This is a genomic window from Serratia ureilytica, assembly GCF_017309605.1.
Lineage (GTDB): Bacteria > Pseudomonadota > Gammaproteobacteria > Enterobacterales > Enterobacteriaceae > Serratia > Serratia ureilytica.
In genome coordinates this window covers 2588648-2609212 of record NZ_CP071320.1, presented here as the reverse complement: position 1 = coordinate 2609212, position 20565 = coordinate 2588648, and the positions used below count along the sequence as shown (strand labels likewise).

Here is a 20565-nt window from a genome sequence, read left to right as displayed (position 1 = left end):
GTTCAGTGCCGGGCTTTTTTGCCGTCGTTGTGGCCGAGGGAACGCTCGGGAAAGCTGTGATCGCGCAGCCGCTGCTTTAACTGCGCCGCATCGGGGAAGCCGCCGTCAATTTTGCGATCCCAAATCATCACGCCATCGACGCTGATTTGATACACCCCGCCGGTGCCCGGCATCAGGGTGACGGAGGCGAGATCGTCGCCGAAGGTATTGAGCAGCTCTTGCGCCATCCAGCCGGCGCGCAGCAACCAATTGCATTGTGAACAGTAGTGAATCGTAACGGCGGGGGCATTTTTCATCGTTGATCGACCGGTTAGTGGTGACGGCTTGCAATCAGCCTGATGGCTCGCAAGCGATGGTGGCTGTGTATCGCCAAATAGTCAAGCGCCTGCGGAAGCCGCGAGGCGCGGATAACGATGACGGTCGCTATGGCTTGCTTTTGGCAAACCATTCGACCCCGCGCAACATGCCCGCCCAGTAAAATTTGGGTAAAAACCAGGCCTTCAGCCACCATGCCATACGGCTGGGATGCGTGTTGTCGAACAGAGGAAAGGTGGGGAGCAATTTACTGTCGTAACCAAACTCCGCCAGAACAACCTTGCCTTTCTCTACCGTCAATGGGCAGGAGCCATAACCATCATACCGTGCCGCATCAGGGGCGCCGTTAAGCTGCGCCGCGATGTTCTCTGCCACCACCACCACCTGTTTGCGAGCCGCCGCCAGGGTTTTGGCATTTGGCGTGGCGCAACAGTCGCCAACCGCAAAAATCGTCTGCCACTGCTTATGCCGTAGGGTGAATTTATCCACGTCGCACCAACCTGACTCGTCAGACAACCCACTTTGTGAAATGAACGCCGGCGCAGATTGCGGCGGCACTACGTGCAGCATATCGAAGGGCAGTGTCACTTCGCGTTTGCCTTCTTCATCACCGTCCAGAGAAAAGGTCGCTTGCCGACGCTGCCCATCAACGCGAACTAAATTATGCCGGAAGTTGACCTGTGCGCGGTATTTTTTCAAGTAATCGGTCAGCGGAGGAACAAATTGCGGCACGCCGAATACCGCCGCGCCCGCCAGGCAAAAATTGACGTTAATATTATTAAGGACACCTTGTCGCCGCCAGTGATCGCATGAAAGGTATAAGGCTTTTTGCGGCGCGCCGGCGCATTTTATCGGAATTGGTGGTTGAGAAAATATCGCCTCGCCGCCTTGCATTTCACGAACCAGTTTCCAGGTGTATTCCGCAAGATCAAAACGATAATTAGAGGTGACGCCATTCATTCCCAACGTTTCTTCAAGACCCTCTATTTTATCCCAACGTAAAACGAGGCCGCAGGCAACAATAAGGAAGTCGTAGTTTATTTTCTGCCCTTGGCGGGTCTCGACATATTTTTGGCCGGGCTCCACTCTGACCACGCTATCCTGAATCCATGCGGTTCCTGGGGGGATGACGGCGCGCATGGAACGCCGCGTTTCATTGATATCAAAAAGCCCGCCGCCCACCAGGGTCCATGCCGGTTGATAATAATGACAGTCGCCAGGTTCAATTACCGTTATATCAATGCCTTTAACTCGCTTCCTTATGCTTGCCACGACGCTTATTCCAGATGAACCACCGCCAATAACAACAACTTTTTTCTGGGTGTTTATTTTTTCCGGTTTCATGCAGGCCTCCTTTCATAAGAAAGTAGGGGGTTAATGCCCAGATTAAAAGGGAATTCATAGAACTTATGGTTATATTGAAAATCACATATTCGATTTAGCTATATGTAATAGCTAAATGTAATAAGTTATTTGACAATCAATGCGAACTGATCGTTAATAAATGCCACAAACACCGTTCAGGAATTAGCGCATTGGATTTTTTCCATTTTACTTTTTATACCCTGATGTTATTGGTGATAACCGGAGGAATAGTCGGATTTCTCTTGGCCCTGACAGGCGGAGGCGGCTCCATCGTTTGTGTGCCGCTGCTGCTGTATATGGTGCAAATCCCGGATACGCATTTGGTGATAGGCACCAGCGCCATGGCCGTCGCCGTCAGCGCGCTGCTCAACCTTTTTGCGCACGCCGCCAAAGGAAACGTCCGGTGGCGAACCGGCATTGTCGTGTCGCTGGTCGCGGTGGCAGGAACGCTGGCAGGTTCACAGATGGGAAAAATCACGGACGGGCGCTATCTAACCCTGCCTTTCGCTTTGCTGATGCTGATTGTCGCCGGATTAACGCTGAAAAAAAATCACCGGGCCGGCAACGGGTTGGCTTCCCCGGATGCAACCTTTCATCCCGCCATCGTGTGGCTCAGCGTGTTGGCGCTCGGCGCGGTGGCCGGCTTTCTGGGTATCGGCGGCGGATTTTTAGTGGTGCCGGCGCTGCTCTGGTTTTTCCGCTTTTCGCTGCTTGAAGCGGTGGCCACCTCGCTGGTGGTGGTTTCTGCCATGGGTTTATCGACGAGCGCAAGCTATGCCTTGTCCGGCAAGGTGTCGCTCGTCATCACGTGCTGGCTGATCGTCGGCGGTGTTCTGGGGGGCGTCGTGGGGGTTGCGCTCACCGAACGCCTGAAGAAACGCGAGGACATTATCCGTGTGCTCTACGCCGCCATGCTCTTGGTGCTGGCCCTTTATATGCTTTTTAAAAGCTTATAAGACAGAAGGAAAAAATATGCGCATCCGTACATACCATCATCAGCTCTCCTTTTCGGGGGCGCCCGCAGCGAGTGATTTCGCTACCCTGCATCAACAAGGCTACCGGCTTATCGTCAACAACCGGCCAGATGAAGAACCGGGGGAGCATCTATCCCATCAGCAAGAGAAAACGCTGGCTGAAGGCATGGGCATAGACTACGTCTATCTTCCTTACACGTTCGACACGCTGACCTGGGAGACCGTTTATACCTTCCATTACCTGTTGCGGCGGGGCAAGAAGACCCTGGCGCACTGCCGGAGCGGGGCGCGCTCAGCCTGCCTTGCTCTGCTGCATGCGCTGCGCGAAGGGCGGATCGATGAAGCGCGATTCCGCAGCCAATGCGAAGAATATGGCGCGGATGCCGATAAGGCGCTCAGCTGGTATCGCCGGCATCAGTCCGTTCAGTCTCATGCGCAAGTGCACGCATTTTATGAGCCGGAAAGCGGCAGCCTGCAGTATGTCGTCGCCGATCCCGAGGCTCGTCGCTGCGCCATCATCGACCCGGTACTGGATTTTGACCGCCGATCGGGCACGGTATCGCATCAGCAGGCGCACACCATTTTGAGCTTTATCCGACAGCAAGGATGGGGCGTGGCCTGGGTGCTGGATACGCACCCGCATGCCGACCATTTTTCTGCCGCAACCTGGCTGGCGCAGAAAACCGGCGCCCTCAGCGGCATAGGCGAAAAAATCACCGCCGTGCAGGGGCTGTGGCAAGACATCTATAATTTGAAGGAACTGCCTCCCGCCGAGACCGTGTGGGATGCGCTGTTTGCTGATGGGGACGTCTTTTTCATCGGCAACCTGCGCGCTGAAGTCTTGCTGTCTCCTGGCCACACCCTGGCTTCCGTCACGTATCACATTGCCGATGCGGCGTTTATTCACGATACGTTTTTCATGCCTGACAGCGGCACCGCAAGGGCCGATTTCCCCGGCGGAAATGCGGAAGCCCTGTGGGATTCGTTGCAGCGGATCTTGAGCCTGCCAGCGGATACCCGCCTGTTTACCGGCCACGATTATCGCCCGGCGGGGCGTGAGGCCCGCTGGGAAAGCACCGTGCGAGAGCAGCGCGAGAACAACCCCTGGGTGGTCAACATGGATAAAGCCCAATTTATCGCGCAAAGAAAGCAGCGAGACGCCACATTGCCGCATCCGGAATTGATGCTGATGGCGCTGCAGGTCAACATTCGCGGCGGCGTTCTGCCTGATTGCGAAGATGATGGGCGGCACTACCTCAAAATCCCTGTTAATCGCTTCAAGGGGTAAATCAAGCCAGAGAGGCGCGATCGTTCACGGCTGCCAATCTCAAGGCGATCGCGCCGTCTGTTAATGGTTTTTTATGAAATAATCAGACTGATTCATATTTAATTATTTGTTTTTACACAAAACACGCGGCGCTTGCCCTCGCCGAATACAGTCACTACATTAACAACTGTACTTCCCACACTGCTAAGGAAAACACCATGAAAGCTGCCGTAGTGACGAAAAACCATACCGTAGACATTCAGGATAAAGTGCTGCGCCCGCTGAAGCACGGCGAAGCGGCGTTGAAAATGGAGTGTTGCGGGGTGTGCCACACCGATTTGCACGTGAAAAACGGCGATTTCGGCGAGGTGCCGGGCATTACGTTGGGGCATGAGGGCATCGGCGTGGTCTCCGCCGTCGGTGAGGGCGTCATCTCGTTAAAAGTGGGTGACCGCGCCAGCGTCGCCTGGTTTTACCAGGGTTGCGGCCACTGCGAATACTGCGTCAGCGGCAACGAGACCCTGTGCCGCTCGGTGAAAAACGCCGGCTACAGCGTTGACGGCGGCATGGCGGAAGAGTGCATCGTGGTGGCGGACTACGCGGTGAAAGTGCCGGACGGGCTCGATTCTTTCGCCGCCAGCAGCATCACCTGCGCCGGCGTCACCACCTACAAGGCGGTGAAGATTTCCGATATCAAGCCGGGGCAGTGGATCGCCATTTATGGCCTGGGCGGGCTGGGCAACCTGGCGTTGCAGTACGCCAAGAACGTATTTAACGCCAAAGTGATCGCCATCGACGTCAATGATGGCCAGCTGGAGTTCGCCAAACAGATCGGCGCCGATCTGACTATCAACTCCAAAACGCAAAACGCGGAGGAGATCATTCAGCAGCAAACCGGCGGCGCTCACGCGGCGGTGGTGACGGCGGTGGCGAAAGCCGCCTTCAACTCGGCGGTCAATGCGGTGCGCGCCGGCGGTAAAGTGGTGGCCGTGGGGCTGCCGCCGGAGAGTATGGATCTGAGCATTCCGCGCCTGGTGCTGGACGGCATTCAGGTGGTGGGTTCGCTGGTGGGCACGCGCGAAGATCTGAAAGAGGCGTTCCAGTTCGCCGCCGAAGGCAAAGTGACGCCGAAAGTGACCAAACGGCCATTGGGCGATATCAACGCCATCTTCGAGGAGATGAAGGCGGGCACCATTCGCGGTCGCATGGTGATCGATCTCGGCATGGCGAAGTAGGCCACGCGAAAAAAGAAGGCCACCTGCGGGTGGCCTTCTTGTTATCTCATTACGCCGGCTTCAGAACAGGCCCAGCGGTTTGGCGTCGTAGCTGACCAGCAGGTTTTTCACCTGCTGATAGTGCGACAGCGCCGCCTTGTGGGTCTCGCGCCCGATGCCGGAGTTTTTGTAGCCGCCGAACGCGGCGTGCGCCGGGTACAGGTGGTAGCAGTTGGTCCATACGCGGCCGGCCTTGATCGCACGTCCCATGCGGTAGGCGCGGTTGATGTCGCGGGTCCACAGCCCGGCGCCCAGCCCGAACTCGGTGTCGTTGGCCAGCGCCAGGGCTTCGGCCTCATCCTTGAAGGTGGTGACGCCAATCACCGGCCCGAAGATCTCCTCGCGGAAGAAACGCATGCTGTTGTCGCCGGTGATCAGCGTCGGCTGCAGGTAGAAACCGTTTTGCACTTCGTCGCCGCGCTGAGCGGGCTCGCCGCCCGCAACGATTTTGCCGCCCTCGTTTTTAGCGATGTCGATGTAGGACAGGATCTTGTCGTACTGCTGTTTTGACGCCTGGGCGCCGATCATGGTCTCGGTGTCGAAGGGATCGCCCTGGCGGATGGTGGTGATACGCGCCAGCACTTTCTCCATGAACTGCGGGTAGATGGACTCCTGGATCAGCGCGCGTGAAGGGCAGGTGCAAACCTCTCCCTGGTTGAAAAAGCCCAGCACCAACCCCTCAACCGCCTTGTCGATAAACGCCGGCTCCGCCTGCATGATGTCTTCAAAATAAATGTTCGGCGATTTGCCGCCCAGCTCGACGGTGCTGGGGATGATGTTCTCCGCCGCACAGGCGAGAATGTGGCGGCCGACCGGCGTGGAGCCGGTGAAGGCGATTTTTTCGATGCGTTTGCTGCGCGCCAGCGCTTCGCCGGCCTCGGCGCCGAAACCTTGCACCACGTTGAGCACCCCCGGCGGCAGCAGATCGCCGATCTCTTCCATCAGCACGCTGATGCCGAGCGGCGTCTGTTCCGCCGGTTTCAGCACCACGCAGTTACCGCCCGCCAGCGCCGGCGCCAGTTTCCAGGCGGCCATCAGCAGCGGGAAGTTCCACGGGATAATCTGGCCGACCACGCCCAGCGGTTCATAGATATGGTAGGCCACGGTATTTTGGTCGATCTCCGCCGCGGTGCCTTCCTGCGCGCGCAGGCAGCCGGCGAAGTAGCGGAAATGGTCGACCGCCAGCGGCAGATCGGCATTCAGGGTTTCGCGGATCGGTTTGCCGTTGTCCCAGGTTTCGGTCAGCGCCAGCATCTCCAGCCGCGACTCGATGCGATCGGCGATCGCCAACAGCACATTGGCGCGTTCCTGCACGCTGGTTTTACCCCAGGCGTCCGCCGCCGCATGCGCCGCGTCTAGCGCCAGTTCGATGTCTTTGGCGTCGGAACGCGGGAATTCGGCGATCGGCTGGCCGGTCACCGGCGAGGTGTTGGTGAAGTAGTTGCCGGATACCGGTTCGACAAATTTGCCGCCAATGTAGTTGCCATAGCGTTGACGGAACGAAACCAGCGAGCCAGGCAAACCGGGGTGAACATATTTCATGTGAAGCACCTCTCTGCAGATGATAACCGGCGCTATTGCGCTGCGCCTGTGAGTGCGGCCTGTCGCCGCAGCACAGAGAAGCACGCCCCGTGCCAGATTAGCGACGGACGTAGCGTTATTAAAAAAATGGCTATTTATTAAAATGTTAAGCACTGATGTGGGTAAGCCAATCGAGCGGTGCCGCTGCCACCGATGATTTTTTGTGTTCCGTGTCGCAACGCCTGATACACACCCATGATACATATTTGCAACACTTGCAGCCGGGGGAGAAACGCATGTTGCCTGACGATCGCTTGCTCACTGAGAGCGCCAGTTTGCTGACCCACCCGCTGGCGGAATCCTGGCAGCGCAGCCGCAGTTACGGCCTGACGCGCGCCGATCAACATATCCCGTTTATCAAAGCCGGTCTGCTCGAAGAACTGCGCAGCCGCAACGACTGGGTGCCGCAACGGGTACAGCCGCTGATCGAACAGTTGGGCGCGCAAATTACGCGTCAACCGGCCATCGTGGTGATCGCCGACGCCGACGGGCTGGTGTTGGAAACCCGTGGCAATCACGATTTTCTGCACAAGGCGTCGCGCTTTGCGCTGGCGCCGGGCAACCAGTGGGGAGAAGCGGAGCGGGGCACCAACGCCATCGGCACTGCGCTGGCGCTGGGCGCTTTCTGCGAAGTGCGCGGCGATCAGCATTTTCTCAACCAAAACGCCGGATTGAACTGCACCGCCGCGCCGATCTACCGGCCGGATGGCCATATTGCCGGCATACTGGATCTCTCTGCCCCGGCCCAGCGCCCGTATCCTGATGCGCAGCGTCTGATCATGCAGGCGGTGCGCCATATCGAACACCGCTGGGTCAGAAGCGCGATCGCCGATCGTCACTGGACGCTGCGCCTGCACGCCGACGCTGGGCGCCTGGGCAGCGCGCAGGAACTGCTGCTGGTGTTTCACGACGAAGTGCTGATCGCCGCCAATCGGCTGGCGATGGTCGAGTTCCAACTCTCGCCGGCCGCATTCGGCTCGCTTGAATTCGCTCAGCTGTTCCCCGATCTGTTGCGGCAACCCTCCGGCGCGCCGCGCCAGACGCTGGCCGGCAATCAACGGCACTATTATTCGCTGCTCGAGGCGCCCCAACGCCGCGTTAGCGCTCTGCGTTCGACGCCGCCGGCGGAACGGCACGACGAGCAGCATCAGAAAGCGTTGCGTATTCTCAACGCCGGCCTTTCTCTGTGCGTGACCGGCGAAACCGGCTGCGGCAAGGAGCACTTCAGCCGCCGCCTGTTTCAGGAAAGTCGCTGGCGCAACGGCAACTTTGTGGCGATCAACTGCGCGGCGCTGCCGGAACCGCTGATCGAGTCCGAACTGTTCGGCTATGCGCCGGGGGCGTTTACCGGTGCCAACCCCAAAGGCTATATCGGCAAGATCCGCGAGGCGGACGGCGGCGTGCTGTTCCTCGATGAAATCGGCGACATGCCGGCGGGCCTTCAAACGCGCCTGCTGCGGGTGTTGCAGGAGAAAACGGTCACGCCGCTCGGCAGCCGCAGCGCCTATGCGGTCGATTTCGCGCTGGTTTGCGCGACGCACCACGATCTGCATCGGCAGGTGCAAACGGGGGCGTTTCGCGAAGATTTATTGTATCGCATACAGGAATACAGCCTGCGCATCCCGCCGCTCAGAGAGCGGGCGCAATTGGAGGCGTTCATTCTGCAGCTGTGGCGGGAGCTGGGCGGCGAACGGCGCGACATTCGCCTGTTGCCGGAGGCGCTGGCGATGCTGGCGCGCTATCCGTGGCCCGGCAACGTGCGGCAATTGTTAAGTACGCTCAAGGTGCTGCTGGCGCTGGCGGACGATCGCGCGGTGCTCACTCTGGACGATCTGCCGCAGTCGATCGCGGTACTGTCGCCGCGCCAGGCATGCGCCGACGCCGGCGGCGAGGATCTGCAGGCGGCGATCGACAGGGCGGGCGGCAATCTCAGCCGGGCGGCGAAGGCGCTCGGCGTTTCGCGCAGCACGCTGTACCGCAAGCTGGGGAGGCGAAAAGCGGCAGAGGAATGACGCTTATCGATTGACGGGCGATAAGGCCCCGCTGCGCGGGGCCTGTTTGTTGCTCTCTCAATCCCCCAGTCCCGGCGGGTTAATCTCGGAATGGGCAATCTTCTCGTCGCTCTCCGCCCAGCGATCCAACACCTGCAGATAACTGCCGTTGGCGATGGCGCTGTTGAGCGAAGCCTGCACCGCGTCCACCAGGCCGTTGCCTTTCTTCAGCGTGACGGCGATGTTGGCGGTCTTCGGCCAGCCGCCGGGCACGATGCCCACCAGCCGGGTTTTACCGGTCAGCCGCGCCTGATAAGCGCCGGAGACGTTGGGCCCGAAGGTGGCGTCGGCGCGGCCCGACTGAATGGCCAGCGTGGAGGCGGCCTTATCGGTGACGTACACCGGCTGCAGCGGCGCCAATCCCTTGGCGCGGTTCTCCTTGTCCCAGGCCAGCAGTACCGCTTCCTGATTGGTGCCGGAATCGACGATGATCTTTTTACCGGCGATATCCGGCGCCGTTTTGATCTGGGTGATTTTACTGTCGGACTTGACGTAGAAGCCCAGCGTATCCTGCCGATAGGTGGCGAAATCGAATTTGGTTTTGCGTTCGTTGGTCACGGTGATGTTGTAAACCGCGGCGTCATATTTGCCGGAGGCCACCCCCAGCGGCCAGTCTTCCCACGACGTGGGCACCAGCTTGAGTTTCAACCCCAAACCGTCGGCCACCAGGCGCGCGATGTCCGCCTCGCTGCCGATCACCGTTTTATTGTCGCGGGCGTACAGGCCGAACGGCGGGCCGCTGCCCAGCAGGGAAATGGCCACCGTCAGCGTGCCGGGTTCCACGAACCGGAAGCCGGCGGGGATTTTGGCCACGGCTTCGGCGCTCTTCACCGTGTGGATCGGCGTTTCGTTGGCGACGAGATCCACGCCCGGTGCGGCGGCGGCGGAAAAACTCAGCAGCGCCGCAATCACTATCATCTTTTTGCTATATATCATTATGTTAATTACCTTCATTATTATGGGTGTCACACGGTCGTTGCACTATCTCTAAAGGCTGCAGATCTGTGAACGAACAAAATCAACTAACCAATCTTGGAAAAATCATGAGGCGCCTCTGGCGGTGCTGAATCGATCGAGGATGAACCATGTCGTCGCGTTTCGCTACGTTGGGCCGCATACCGCGCGGCGTGTGGGTATTGGGTGGCGTGAGCCTGCTGATGGACGTTTCCTCGGAAATGATCCATAGCCTGTTGCCGCTGTTTATGGCGACGACGCTCGGCGTCAGCGTGATTGTCATCGGTCTGATCGAAGGGCTGGCGGAGGCGACGGCGTTGATCGTCAAGGTGTTCTCCGGCGTGCTCAGCGATTACCTCGGCAAACGCAAAGGGCTGGCGCTGCTCGGCTACGGGTTGGGCGCCATCAGCAAACCGTTTTTTGCCATCGCGTCGTCGTCCGGCATGGTGATGAGTGCGCGCCTGCTGGATCGCGTGGGCAAAGGCATTCGCGGGGCGCCGCGTGATGCCCAGGTGGCCGACGTGACGCCGCCGGAAATTCGCGGCGCGGCTTTCGGGCTGCGCCAGTCGCTGGATACCGTCGGCGCCTTTTTAGGGCCGCTGCTGGCCGTCGGTCTGATGCTGCTGTGGCACAACGATTTTCGCGCCATCTTCTGGGTGGCGGCGATCCCGGCGGCGCTGGCGATTGCGCTGCTGTTTTTCGGCCTGAAAGAGCCGGCCGCCGCGATAATCCACAAGCGCACCAACCCGATCACTCGCGCCAACCTGCGGCTGCTGGGGCGCAGCTATTGGTGGGTGGTGAGCATCGGCGCGATCTTCACGCTGGCGCGCTTCAGTGAAGCGTTCCTGGTGTTGAAGGCGCAGCAAGGCGGCACGCCGCTGGCGCTGATCCCGCTGGTGATGGTCGCCATGAATCTGGTCTATGCCTGCTCGGCCTATCCGTTCGGAAAACTGTCCGACCGCATGAGCCATGAAGGATTGCTGAAAGCCGGGTTGCTGGTGCTGATCGCCGCCGACCTGGTATTGGCGCTGAGCGATCATTGGGGCGGGGTGCTTTTTGGCGTCGCGCTGTGGGGCGTGCACATGGGCATGACCCAGGGGCTATTGGCGGCGATGGTGGCACATACCGCGCCGGCGCACCTGCGCGGCACCGCGTTCGGCATGTTCAATCTGATCAGCGGCGTGGCGCTGCTGCTGGCGAGTCTGGGGGCCGGAACCCTGTGGGAGCTGTTCGGTTCCGCCTCCACCTTCTACGCCGGGGCGCTCATCTGCGTGGTGACGCTTATCGGCATGAAGCTGGCGCCGTTCGGCGAACGGCGGCCGTGAAAGCGGCGGCGCTCAACGCCGCCGCGCGGTTTACGCCCGATGGGCGTCATTCTCGTTGCCGCCAATCGCCAGGTAATCCGTGTAGATTTGTGGCGCGCCGGAGAACGACGCCAGTGTTTTCCACTCGTCGTACATGCGTTCGGTGTCCTGATGCTCGGCCACGAACCTGAGCGCTTGCTCGGTTGAGACATCGAGCTCCGGATGGAACGCGTTGAGCGACGCCAGACTTTCAATGATCAGCATCACCGCGTATTGGTCCAGCCGGTTGCCGCTCTGGCCCTTCAGCAGGTGAAACTTCCAGCCCGGGTAGTCTTCCACGCGGTGGATGTTGTCGGTAATGAACCGTTCAAACCGCTCGGGCGAGACGCCCGCTTTAAGCGCCAGGTTATGAATGCCGATGACACGCTGAATGCTTTCCTTCCCTGGTTCGCTGCGGTAATTGGGGCCGGGCGGCAATGAACTGCGGCTATTCTCGGCCACCAGACGGTAACAGGTGTAAAGGGTCGGCAGTTCGGCGAAGGTCGCGAAGGTTTTCCACTCCCCAATCAGCGCGGCGGCCTCCGGACGCTGTCGCCAAAAGGCGTGCGCCTCGTCGGTCAGCTCGCCGTTGCCGTCGATATAGCGCGCGTAGGTGGCGGCGTCTTTAGCCTGATAAACCATCAGGTACTGATTTTCACGCTCGCCGCGCAGGCCGCGCAGCAGCGTCCATCGCCAGCCGGGATAGGCCGGGATGGCGACGCCTTTATGGCGAACGAACGCTTCGAAACGATCCGAGGCGACGCCCCGTTTCAGGTTGATTCCCACGTAGTGCAGGGAGAAAACCGGCGTGGTTGATGCATGCATTAAACGATCCTCGCAAGTTAAGTTAGTGAGATGTGTTCGTCACGGCTTTGGCGCTGATGCTGACCAGCAACAGGCACAGCAACGTGCAGCCGAAAGCCAGGGCCAGGCTGGTGTAATTGGCGATAAAACCGATCAGCGCCGGGCCGGTTAATAAGCCGAGATAGCCGACCAGCGTCACGGCCGGAAACGCCTGGCCAGGCGGCACCTGTTTTTGATTGCCGACGGCGTTGAACAGAATGGGAACGATGTTGGCGATGCCCATGCCGGCGAGCATCAACCCGCCAAAGGCGGCCGATGCCAGAGGGACGGTGACGGTCAACAGCACGCCCGCCGCGGCGCACAGGCTGCCGAGCAGCAGAGTGCGAAAGCGCCCGACGGCGCCGATCAGCCTGTCGCCATACAGCCGCCCGCAGGCCACGGCGACGGCGTACAGCGTGAACCCGATCCCCGCCTGCGATTTGGCCACGCCGCGCTCGGCATGCAGGAATAATGCCGACCAGTCGAGCATCGCCCCCTCGGTCAGGAACACGAAGAAACAGAGCAGGGCGATAAACAGGATCTTGCCGTGGGCCAGCGCCCACCGCGCGCCGCCCCGTCGCCGCTCGCCGATGCCGCCGTGCGCCAGTAAATCGCCGGCGACGATCAGCAGTAGGATCGCGATGAGGAGGGCGATCAGGCCGATGGCCTGGACCGGGGCGAGACCCGCCAGCAGCAACAGACTGACGCCGCCGGCGCCGGCAATGCCGCCAAGGCTGTAGAAGCCATGAAAACCGGACATTTTCGCCTGGCCGCTCTCCCGCTCGACGATTATCGCCTGTGAGTTCATCGCCACATCCATGATGCCGTTGACGGCGCCAAATACCCCCAATGCCGCCCCCATCAACAGCGGAGCATCGAGTAACGCCAACAGCGGCAAGTCGATGCACAGCAAGGCGCCAGCGCCCAGCAACACGGCGCGGCACCCCAGTTTGGCGATCAGATACCCGGCGAAGGGCATGATCGCCATGGAGCCGGCGGCGAGGCAAAACAGCAGCAAACCGAGCGCGCCGTCATCGATGCCCAATCGCGCTTTCACGAAAGGGATCAACGGCGCCCAGGCGGCCATGCCCAACCCGGCGAGGAAGAAGATCGCTCGGGTGGCGATTTGCCGGCGATGATTCTCTGCGGCCTCGCCGGTTAGCCAAGGCAGCATCATGACGATCGGCTCTGCGCGACGGACAGATAATCGGTATAAATCTGCGGTGAACCGGAAAATGACGCCAGTTGCTTCCACTCTTCATACATTTGCTTGGTGTCGCGATGCGCTTTGGCGAAGGTTGCCGCTTCGGCGGTGGCGATATCGGGCTCCGGATAGAACACGTCCAGCGCCGCCAGGCTGACGATTTCCATCATCACCGCGTACTGGTCGAGCCGATTGCCGCGCTCTCCCTTCAGCAAGTGAAACTTCCAGCCCGGATAATCCTCAATGCGATGGTGATTTTCGGCGATAAAGCGTTCGAATTGCGCCGGGGTCACGCCTTCGCGCAGCGCCAGATTGTGGATGCCGATAATGCGCGCCTCGGGCGGTTCGCCCGGCCGTTCCCGGTAGCGCGGGCCGGGCGGCACGTCGCTTTTTCTGTTCTCAGCCAGCAGGCGATAATCGCTGAACAGCGTCGGCAGCAGGCTGTAGGTGCCCAGTTTTCGCCACTCGGCGAGGATTTCCTGCGCGGCGGCATGCCGCCGCCAGAATTCGTGCGCGTGCGCCGTTCGCTGCCCGGTGGCGGTGACGTAACGATCGCGCTGCTCGGCGCTGTCAATCTCGTACAGCATCAGGTATTGCCCGACGCGTTCGCCGCGCAGGCCGCGCAGCAACGTCCAGCGCCAGCCGGGATAACAGGGGATATGCACGCCTTGTTCGCGCACGAAGGTTTCAAACTGTTGTGGCGTGACGCCGGCTTCGGTATCGATGCCGATGTAATAGAAGCTGAATACCGGTTTGGGATCGGAGACTGTCGTCGTCATCTTTCACTCCTGATTGGCGAATGCGGCGGAAAATTGGGTATTGATAATGGCTTCGACCAGCGTGACGCCGATGGGCGTGAGCGTCACGCACGGACCATCGACGGTGACCAGCGCTTTATCCACCAGGGTTTTCAACGTGCGGCGGATGACCGGGTTAGCAAACAGGCTGTTGCCGTCAAAGCGCCGTTTAAACACCCGATCGTCCACCGGCAGCAAGGTGGAGAGCGCCATTTTGAAGGCGTTCACTTCACGCTGGATCGGGGAGAAACCGCGGCTTTCCTCGATGGGCAGGCGGTCTTGGTTGAGCGCCTCCTTGTACTTCTTGTAACCGGTGATGTTGATGGCTTCGGATCGCGTCGATTTGGAGCTGCCGCCCAAACCGATCGCCACTTCCGGATACTGCTTGTCGAGATCGGTGATGAGCGATTTCCACTTTTCCGGCTGTTGATCATTGCGGTGAAAGTACATGGTGGGGTGTTCGGTATAGCCGCCATTCAGGTAGTTCTCGACCAGCTCGCGCATTTGGTACTGCTTGCCCAGCCCAGGGAAGCGCAGGTTGTTGATGCTGATCAGCCCCTTTTTCTGCCACAGGCTTTCGCGCTCGCCCGAGACGCCGGTGCGATTTTTAATAAACTCATCCATGTGCAGCTTGGTGCAGACGACGTGCGACAGATTCAGCTCGAGGGTTTTTCCCATGTCGTATTTCACGTCGTCCACGCTTTGGCCCAGCATGCCGTAAATGAGATCCACGCTGACCCAATCAATGCCGAGCGCGCGCGCATGATGAATGGTCTCCACGCACTCTTCGGCCGAGTGCATGCGCCCGCAGGCGGTGATGATGTCGTCATTGAAGGATTGGGTGCCGAAACTGATTTTGCTGAAGCCGAGCTCTTTCAGCAGCGCCAGATAGGCTTTGTTCAGGGTGCCGGGCTCCCCTTCGAAGCGCAGGGTGGCGTTGGTGAAGTTAAAGTGGCTGAAGTAGAAGGCCATCATGCGGCGCAGTTCCGGCTCCGGCAGCAAGGACGGCGTGCCGCCAAAGACGTTGAATTCACCGATTTCCACTTCGGCCAGGCTGGGCACGCGCGCCAGCCACATTTGCGCCTCCTTGATGTTGAAATCGACCAAATCGCGGAATACCGCCTGAGAGGCGGGCGCCTTGGGATTGAGGATCACCGTGGGGTACTGACAAAAATGGCAGCGATAGCGGCAGGTCGGGATATAGGCCCAGAGGTGGATTTTGCCCGCCTGGCGAATGTCAGCCTCCATATCGGCAAAAAACGCGGCCAGCGGGTAGTCGACGAGATCGCCGGGGAACACGTGACAGCCGAACGGATCCTTATGGACGTACTCCAGAAAGGCCCGGTTTTCCGGTTGCGCCAGGAACGCGTTCACCCGCGGCGTGGGATAGTTTTCATCGATATCCAGCAATGAGTGCAAGGCTTCGTCGTTCATCAGAAGACCCCCCCGTTGCCGAAATAGTTGTGGGCTTCGCCGGACTCGCGGTCTTCACAGAAGTAATAAACAAAGCGGGTGAAATCCTCGTCTTTGACCGTATCGAAGCAGGCCGGCAATGCGGGCGGGAAGCCGATATCGTCACCGACGGCGCGCCGCATGGCGGCAAACAGCGCATCGCGAAATTCGAGGTAGAGCCGATAGGCGGGGGTTTTGTAGGCATGGATCGGTTTGAAATCGATGAGGCGCATCTCGTGTTTCAGCTCATGAATGCGGCGGTAGAGGCTGTCGGCCAGCGGGCCGGAGAAGAAATCGCGCACTTCGCTGTTTTCCAACAGCAGATACGGATTGAGCAGCACCGGCAGTAAGATATTCTTTGGCGTGTAGTCCTTGACCGAGTAGTCCCAGGCCAGTTTCGCCTCCGCCGGCGTGGCGTCCGCCAGCGCGGTTTTCTGTCGCTCAACGTCCGGCCGGACGTCCTTCATGATAATGATGCCGTCCTTGCCGTAGGCGATGCCGTTGATCACCTCATCGAGAATGGTGTCCACCCGGCGGCTGTTGATCTCAACGTAAGCATGGCGAGCGTAAACCGGCTTGCCGCCGTAGGCGATGACCTTAATGCCGAAGTCCCAGTCGTCGGACAGGTGTTCGACAAAGCGGCCATGGTTGAGCTGGTAGAAGATTTCGATGCCGCCTACCGCGTCATACAGGCTGCGCTCCACCCCGAACCCTTTGCCGTCGGGGAAGCCGCCGAACAGGGAGAACGAAAATTCGCGCAGACGCAGCGTTTTTTGGATCTCGCGGAACAGGTTGGGGCGGTGCTCAAACTCTGCGGGAGGGTAGTAATAGTTGCAGGTGCCCAGGTCGCCTTGTTGCTCGATCATGGTATTCACCAGCTCGTAAAGCCAAAATGCATCCACGGTACAATCGGCATCGGCGGAAACGATATAGTGCTTGCGTTTATTTCCCAGCCGGCTGTCGCGGGCTTTAGAACGCAGCGACGCATAGTCCATGCCGCGTTTTCTGGCCGAGGAGACACCCTGCACCGTTTCGGCGATAACATGAATGGCCATAGCCGGATGCCTTTCACTAAACGCGTTTATTTTAGCGACGGAATCATCGGTGGAGTTGTTATCAACGACAATCAGTTCGTAAGTGTCGTGGGTGATTAATTCATTCTTGGTGTGCTGATTGAACAGCGAAAGTAAAACCGCCTCAATACGATCGCTTTCATTATAAACGGGCAGTACGACAGACACAAAAACAGTATCACGCATAGATCCTCCAAGGGCTAATGAAAGTCCACAGTTAGAAATGGCTTGTCTGAAAATGAAATGTCACGTCATTCGATGATTAGCTGATATTTAAGAACTCCATGACGTTGTTGGATAAAATCCGCTTGCCCAGCGCGTAATTCTTTTCCGCCACGCGCTTCATCTTCTCCTTGTTATTAATGAACCGGTAGACGTCCTGGATGAATTCGTCGTTCGGCGGCCCATCCTGTAACTCGGAGATCGGCATGACGGGCGCTTCAAACCCATGCCGGCCGTAGACTTCGTGATAATATTCGTAGCGAGTGGTGATATAGCAACGGCGGCAACTGATCGCTTCGCCGATAGGATTGCCATAGCTATCATAATCATACGAGGTGAGAAACGAGACCAGGTCGCAAGAGTGATAGAGGTCCTCTATGCAAAACGCGTCGTTTTCCGAGCGCATATCGACATGAGGAAGCATGCCGACGAATTTGACATAGGGGAGAACATTCAGTTCCTGCGCCAATTTAGCGAGTTGCAGATAACATGACGGATTTTCATATTCATTGCCTGCGATCGCCAAATAGGCGCGTCGCGTGTTGTGGTCGCGGATAAATAAATCGTTCAGCCGGCTGATCAGTATAATATCGCGGTCCAATCTTTTCTGAGGGATGATGCGGGTGGTTCTGGCAATGAGAAGATCATTGTCGCGAATATTCATCTGCTTTCTGACATTCGTTCTTTCGTGACTGTCCGAGAAGTCATAGGTATTTTTCTTTACCTCGACATGGACATCATGATTGCACCAGGCCTCCAGCTTTTGCTTCAGATCGTGATTGAGCGTGACATAGGTAATGTATTTTGAAGGGATAGGTTTGATGGCGTGAGAATAAGGCGGTGGGCCGTATTTGAGCACCTTTTTTTCGCTGTTCCACATCAGGTCATGATCGCGCCAGATGACGAAACGCGTCAGTCGATAACGTCGGCCATAATCTTCGATCGCCAGATACAGCGCTTTGGTATAGATGATGTTTTCCGGCAGCGTGCCGTTTTCCACCACCACATGGCTGATTGCGAACGCTTCCCATTGGGCGATGAGGCGATCCGCCAGCTGCCGCGCCGTCAACGCGATGGTATGCAACAAAGCGGCTTTTTCTTGCTCGTCAATGGGCGTTTTCTGGCCGATCAACGCCGCGTGCGCGTACTCGAGAAAGGCGGGGTGGTAATCTGGAATCGACGTGATGTCGTCCAGGCGGACCAGCGTAAAGACATCGCGGTAGATGTCATGCTCATGCTGATAGGGTTTATTAAAGTTTCCCTTATCAATCTTGATGTCGTATCCCAAATCAAGATAAGAGCGAAATCCACAGGCTTGCAGTCGTTTGGCAATCTTCATTGCTTCCACCGTGATCCCCGAGACCGAGACGGCATCGAACGAAATGAACATTGCATTCTTCTCTTGCCTTTCGTGCATCGCAGTACCTCCTGCTATTATTTGTAGTGCATTGATTTAAATTAACTATTTCTTAACAAGTCTCCGGTAACGTTCCCAATTGAGTGGAAAAAGAATCGTTTTGACGCTCTGGAATACACTCAAATCTGACAGAACGGAAGCTTAACCGTTCAAAAATGTAAAGATACGTTTATGCTTTGTGAGGGCTCTCACAAATATTCCGGTGCGGGAGGCGTGAAACAAGCAGAGGAAAAGAGGGGGGATCAAGCCCCCCGAATGTGGGGCATGCGATGCCGATTTAACGATTCGCCGTGCCGCCTTCGGCAGGCTGAAGTATCGCCTGCAGCAGCGTCGGCACCTGCTGGGATCCCACCGCCGGGCTGAACAAAAACCCCTGGCCGATATGGAAACCGGCTTCGCACAGCGTTTGGCGCTGCTGCTCGGTTTCCACGCCTTCGGCGATGATATCGATCGACAGCTTTTGACCGAGAATGCCGATGCTTTCCACGATCGCCAGGATCGCCGGTTCGGTGTTCATGCGTTGAATGAAGTCGCAGTCCAGCTTAATGCAGTCCAGCGGGTAGTCCATGATATGGCTGAACGAGGAGTGGCCAGTGCCGAAGTCGTCCAGCGCGATACGGATACCCATCTCTTTGAGCATGTGCAGCGCGCGCAGTACGTATTTCGAACCGTGCTTGTTGAACGCGTGTTCGGTCACTTCCAGTTCGATCAGGTGGTGGGGAATGTGGAACTTCAGCAGGCGTTGCAGGAAGGTTTCGGCGTAGTTGTCGCGTAAAAACTCGATCGGCGACACGTTCAGCGAAACGGGCCGCACCGCCACGCCGGCCGCGCGCCAGCGGGCGATATCGGCGAAGACTTTCAGCTGCATGGCTTCGCTGATTTTGGTCGCCAGTTCATAGTCGTTGAAGGCCTCGCTGACCGTCGCCGGCAGCTGTATGCCGTTTTGCGGGCAATGCCAGCGCAGCAGCGCTTCGAAGCCGACGATGCTGCCATCGGCGAGGCTGACCTTCGGCTGGTAGTTGGGGCGAATGCAATTATCGCGCACGATCTGGCGCGCGTAGTTGAGCTGACTGGCGCGGGCGCGGGCTTTGTCCATCATCTTGCTGTCGAACATGTAGACGCCGCCGCGGCCGCCTTCTTTCAGTTCATACAGCGCGGTATCGGCGCACTTCATCAGCTCTGACGCATCGCGGGCATCTTTGGGATAGATGGCGCCACCGATGCTCATGCCGCAATGCAACGTCTTGCCGCCGTGGGTGATCGGCGTCTCCAGCTGCAGCAGAAACTTGTTGGCGATGCGGAAAATATCCTGCTCGTTTTCGACGTCGCTGATCACGACGGCGAACTCGTCGCCGCCGAGGCGAGAGACGAACGAATGGGTATTCATGCAGGCGCTCAGCCTTTTGCCCAGCACCCGCAGCAGATGATCGCCCGCCGCGTGGCCCAGCGTATCGTTCACCAGTTTGAAATGGTCAAGATCCAGCAGCATCAGCCCGAGCGACTTGTTGCCGTGCAGGGCGCGCTTCATCTCTTGCTTCAGCTTTTTCTTGAAGAGGCGTCGGTTGGGCAGGCCGGTCAGTTCGTCATACTCGCTGGCAAGCAGCAGGCGTTGCTCCATCACGCGCTGCGACGTCACATCCCGTGAGACGCACAAGATCTCGGCCACGGCCCCGTGCTCATCGCTGACGGGAGAGAGGATGTTGTCCCAATGCTGTTTTTTGCCCTGCGGCGTCACGCTCAATCCCGCGAAGCGCGCATTCTTACCGGCTTTGACGCTGCGCAACGCTTTGCTGCCGCGGCGGCGAACTTCGGGCGACAACAGCCCCAGCCAGGGCATGCCAAATTCTTTTTGCGCCGGATCGAGGCCGAGCGCCAGGCTGCCGGAGCGGTTCATGTGGCGCAGCGTGCCGTCGCGATTGATCACTTTGATGCAGTCGACGCTGGCGTCCAGCATGTCTTGCTGGATAGAGAGCGCCTGAACGTTTTGCTGGCGTTGCAGCATTTGCGGATGGATGTCGGTAGCGGTGAGGTACCAGCTGGGCTCCAGCGCCTTGCCGTCCTGGCGGGCGTTAAACGCCAGCATAAACCACCGGTAGGCGCCGCTGCGCTCGCGCAGACGGGCTTCGCCGGCGAACGAGGAGAGGGCAACGATGGCCTGGCGCCATTGCGCGGCCAGGCGTTCGCGATCGTCAGGGTGCAGGGCCTCGAGCCAGTCTGCGGCGCCGTGCTCACCGGCGATTGCGCCGGTATAGTCGCGCCACTGCTTGTTGAAGTAACCGCCAAGGCGGTTGCCGAAACAGATCAGACCCGGCAAGTCGTCTACGATTTCGCTGTAGAGGTCGATCGGATTTTTGTTATTGGTCTGCTCGGGCAACAGGCTCATGCGGTATTTCCTCGGAAAATTACCCATATTCTTGCTCTATAGCAGAGCCT

The 20565-nt window shown here is 58.7% G+C and carries 16 protein-coding genes; 5 read left to right on the top strand and 11 right to left on the bottom strand.

The genetic code is table 11. The features are described 5' to 3' along the window. Window positions 1-2: 2 nt before the first annotated feature. Both J0X03_RS12060 and J0X03_RS12055 read right to left on the bottom strand, forming a co-directional pair. Complete coding sequence (locus tag J0X03_RS12060; RefSeq protein ID WP_033643038.1) at window positions 3-296, bottom strand: Rdx family protein; 294 nt, start codon at window positions 294-296, stop codon at window positions 3-5. Between the two features lie 127 nt (window positions 297-423). Further along, window positions 424-1659, bottom strand: coding sequence for an NAD(P)/FAD-dependent oxidoreductase (locus J0X03_RS12055; protein WP_047575827.1), 1236 nt, complete (start codon window positions 1657-1659; stop codon window positions 424-426). 191 nt (window positions 1660-1850) lie between these two features. On the opposite strand from J0X03_RS12055, the gene J0X03_RS12050 reads away from it, so the two are divergent. The 3 genes from J0X03_RS12050 (at window position 1851) to adhP (ending at window position 5156) form a co-directional block, all read left to right on the top strand. Next, complete coding sequence (locus tag J0X03_RS12050; RefSeq protein ID WP_033650426.1) at window positions 1851-2636, top strand: sulfite exporter TauE/SafE family protein; 786 nt, start codon at window positions 1851-1853, stop codon at window positions 2634-2636. 16 nt (window positions 2637-2652) lie between these two features. Then, a complete protein-coding gene (blh, locus tag J0X03_RS12045; RefSeq protein WP_102948147.1) occupies window positions 2653-3942 on the top strand; it encodes a bifunctional sulfur transferase/dioxygenase Blh in 1290 nt (429 codons plus the stop codon). A gap of 197 nt (window positions 3943-4139) precedes the next feature. Next, window positions 4140-5156, top strand: coding sequence for an alcohol dehydrogenase AdhP (adhP, locus tag J0X03_RS12040; protein WP_160204278.1), 1017 nt, complete (start codon window positions 4140-4142; stop codon window positions 5154-5156). A 60-nt stretch (window positions 5157-5216) separates the two neighbouring features. On the opposite strand, the gene exaC is transcribed toward adhP, so the two are convergent. After that, window positions 5217-6737 (bottom strand): acetaldehyde dehydrogenase ExaC, encoded by a 1521-nt coding sequence (gene exaC, locus J0X03_RS12035; RefSeq protein WP_160204279.1) that lies wholly within the window; start codon window positions 6735-6737, stop codon window positions 5217-5219. Between the two features lie 275 nt (window positions 6738-7012). Here exaC and J0X03_RS12030 point away from each other — a divergent pair, with 275 nt between their 5' ends. Beyond that, window positions 7013-8788, top strand: a complete 1776-nt coding sequence (locus tag J0X03_RS12030) for a sigma-54-dependent Fis family transcriptional regulator (protein ID WP_129993089.1) — start codon at window positions 7013-7015, stop codon at window positions 8786-8788. Window positions 8789-8845: 57 nt separating this feature from the next. Here the strand turns inward: J0X03_RS12030 and J0X03_RS12025 are convergent, their stop codons facing one another. Further along, on the bottom strand, window positions 8846-9763 hold the full coding sequence (locus tag J0X03_RS12025; RefSeq protein ID WP_021504584.1) for an ABC transporter substrate-binding protein: 918 nt from the start codon (window positions 9761-9763) through the stop codon (window positions 8846-8848). Window positions 9764-9912: 149 nt separating this feature from the next. Here J0X03_RS12025 and J0X03_RS12020 point away from each other — a divergent pair, with 149 nt between their 5' ends. After that, window positions 9913-11106 (top strand): MFS transporter, encoded by a 1194-nt coding sequence (locus J0X03_RS12020; protein WP_160204280.1) that lies wholly within the window; start codon window positions 9913-9915, stop codon window positions 11104-11106. A gap of 30 nt (window positions 11107-11136) precedes the next feature. On the opposite strand, the gene J0X03_RS12015 is transcribed toward J0X03_RS12020, so the two are convergent. The 7 genes from J0X03_RS12015 to J0X03_RS11985 all read right to left on the bottom strand — a co-directional run bounded on the left by J0X03_RS12015 (window position 11137) and on the right by J0X03_RS11985 (window position 20515). After that, window positions 11137-11949 (bottom strand): hypothetical protein, encoded by an 813-nt coding sequence (locus J0X03_RS12015; protein ID WP_122016578.1) that lies wholly within the window; start codon window positions 11947-11949, stop codon window positions 11137-11139. 22 nt (window positions 11950-11971) lie between these two features. Then, window positions 11972-13144 (bottom strand): MFS transporter, encoded by a 1173-nt coding sequence (locus J0X03_RS12010; RefSeq protein ID WP_160204282.1) that lies wholly within the window; start codon window positions 13142-13144, stop codon window positions 11972-11974. Further along, on the bottom strand, window positions 13141-13950 hold the full coding sequence (locus J0X03_RS12005) for a hypothetical protein (protein ID WP_015377860.1): 810 nt from the start codon (window positions 13948-13950) through the stop codon (window positions 13141-13143). The genes J0X03_RS12010 and J0X03_RS12005 overlap by 4 nt, the downstream gene beginning before the upstream one ends. Window positions 13951-13953: 3 nt before the next feature. Next, complete coding sequence (locus tag J0X03_RS12000) at window positions 13954-15402, bottom strand: radical SAM protein (RefSeq protein ID WP_160204283.1); 1449 nt, start codon at window positions 15400-15402, stop codon at window positions 13954-13956. Then, window positions 15402-16679, bottom strand: a complete 1278-nt coding sequence (locus J0X03_RS11995) for a glycosyltransferase family 2 protein (RefSeq protein ID WP_033650419.1) — start codon at window positions 16677-16679, stop codon at window positions 15402-15404. The genes J0X03_RS12000 and J0X03_RS11995 overlap by 1 nt, the downstream gene beginning before the upstream one ends. A gap of 76 nt (window positions 16680-16755) precedes the next feature. Further along, window positions 16756-18132 carry a glycosyltransferase family protein gene (locus J0X03_RS11990; protein ID WP_160204284.1) on the bottom strand — a complete coding sequence of 459 codons (1377 nt, stop codon included), beginning with the start codon at window positions 18130-18132 and terminating at the stop codon, window positions 16756-16758. A 277-nt stretch (window positions 18133-18409) separates the two neighbouring features. Further along, window positions 18410-20515 (bottom strand): putative bifunctional diguanylate cyclase/phosphodiesterase, encoded by a 2106-nt coding sequence (locus tag J0X03_RS11985; RefSeq protein ID WP_033650416.1) that lies wholly within the window; start codon window positions 20513-20515, stop codon window positions 18410-18412. Between the last annotated feature and the right edge of the window lie 50 nt (window positions 20516-20565).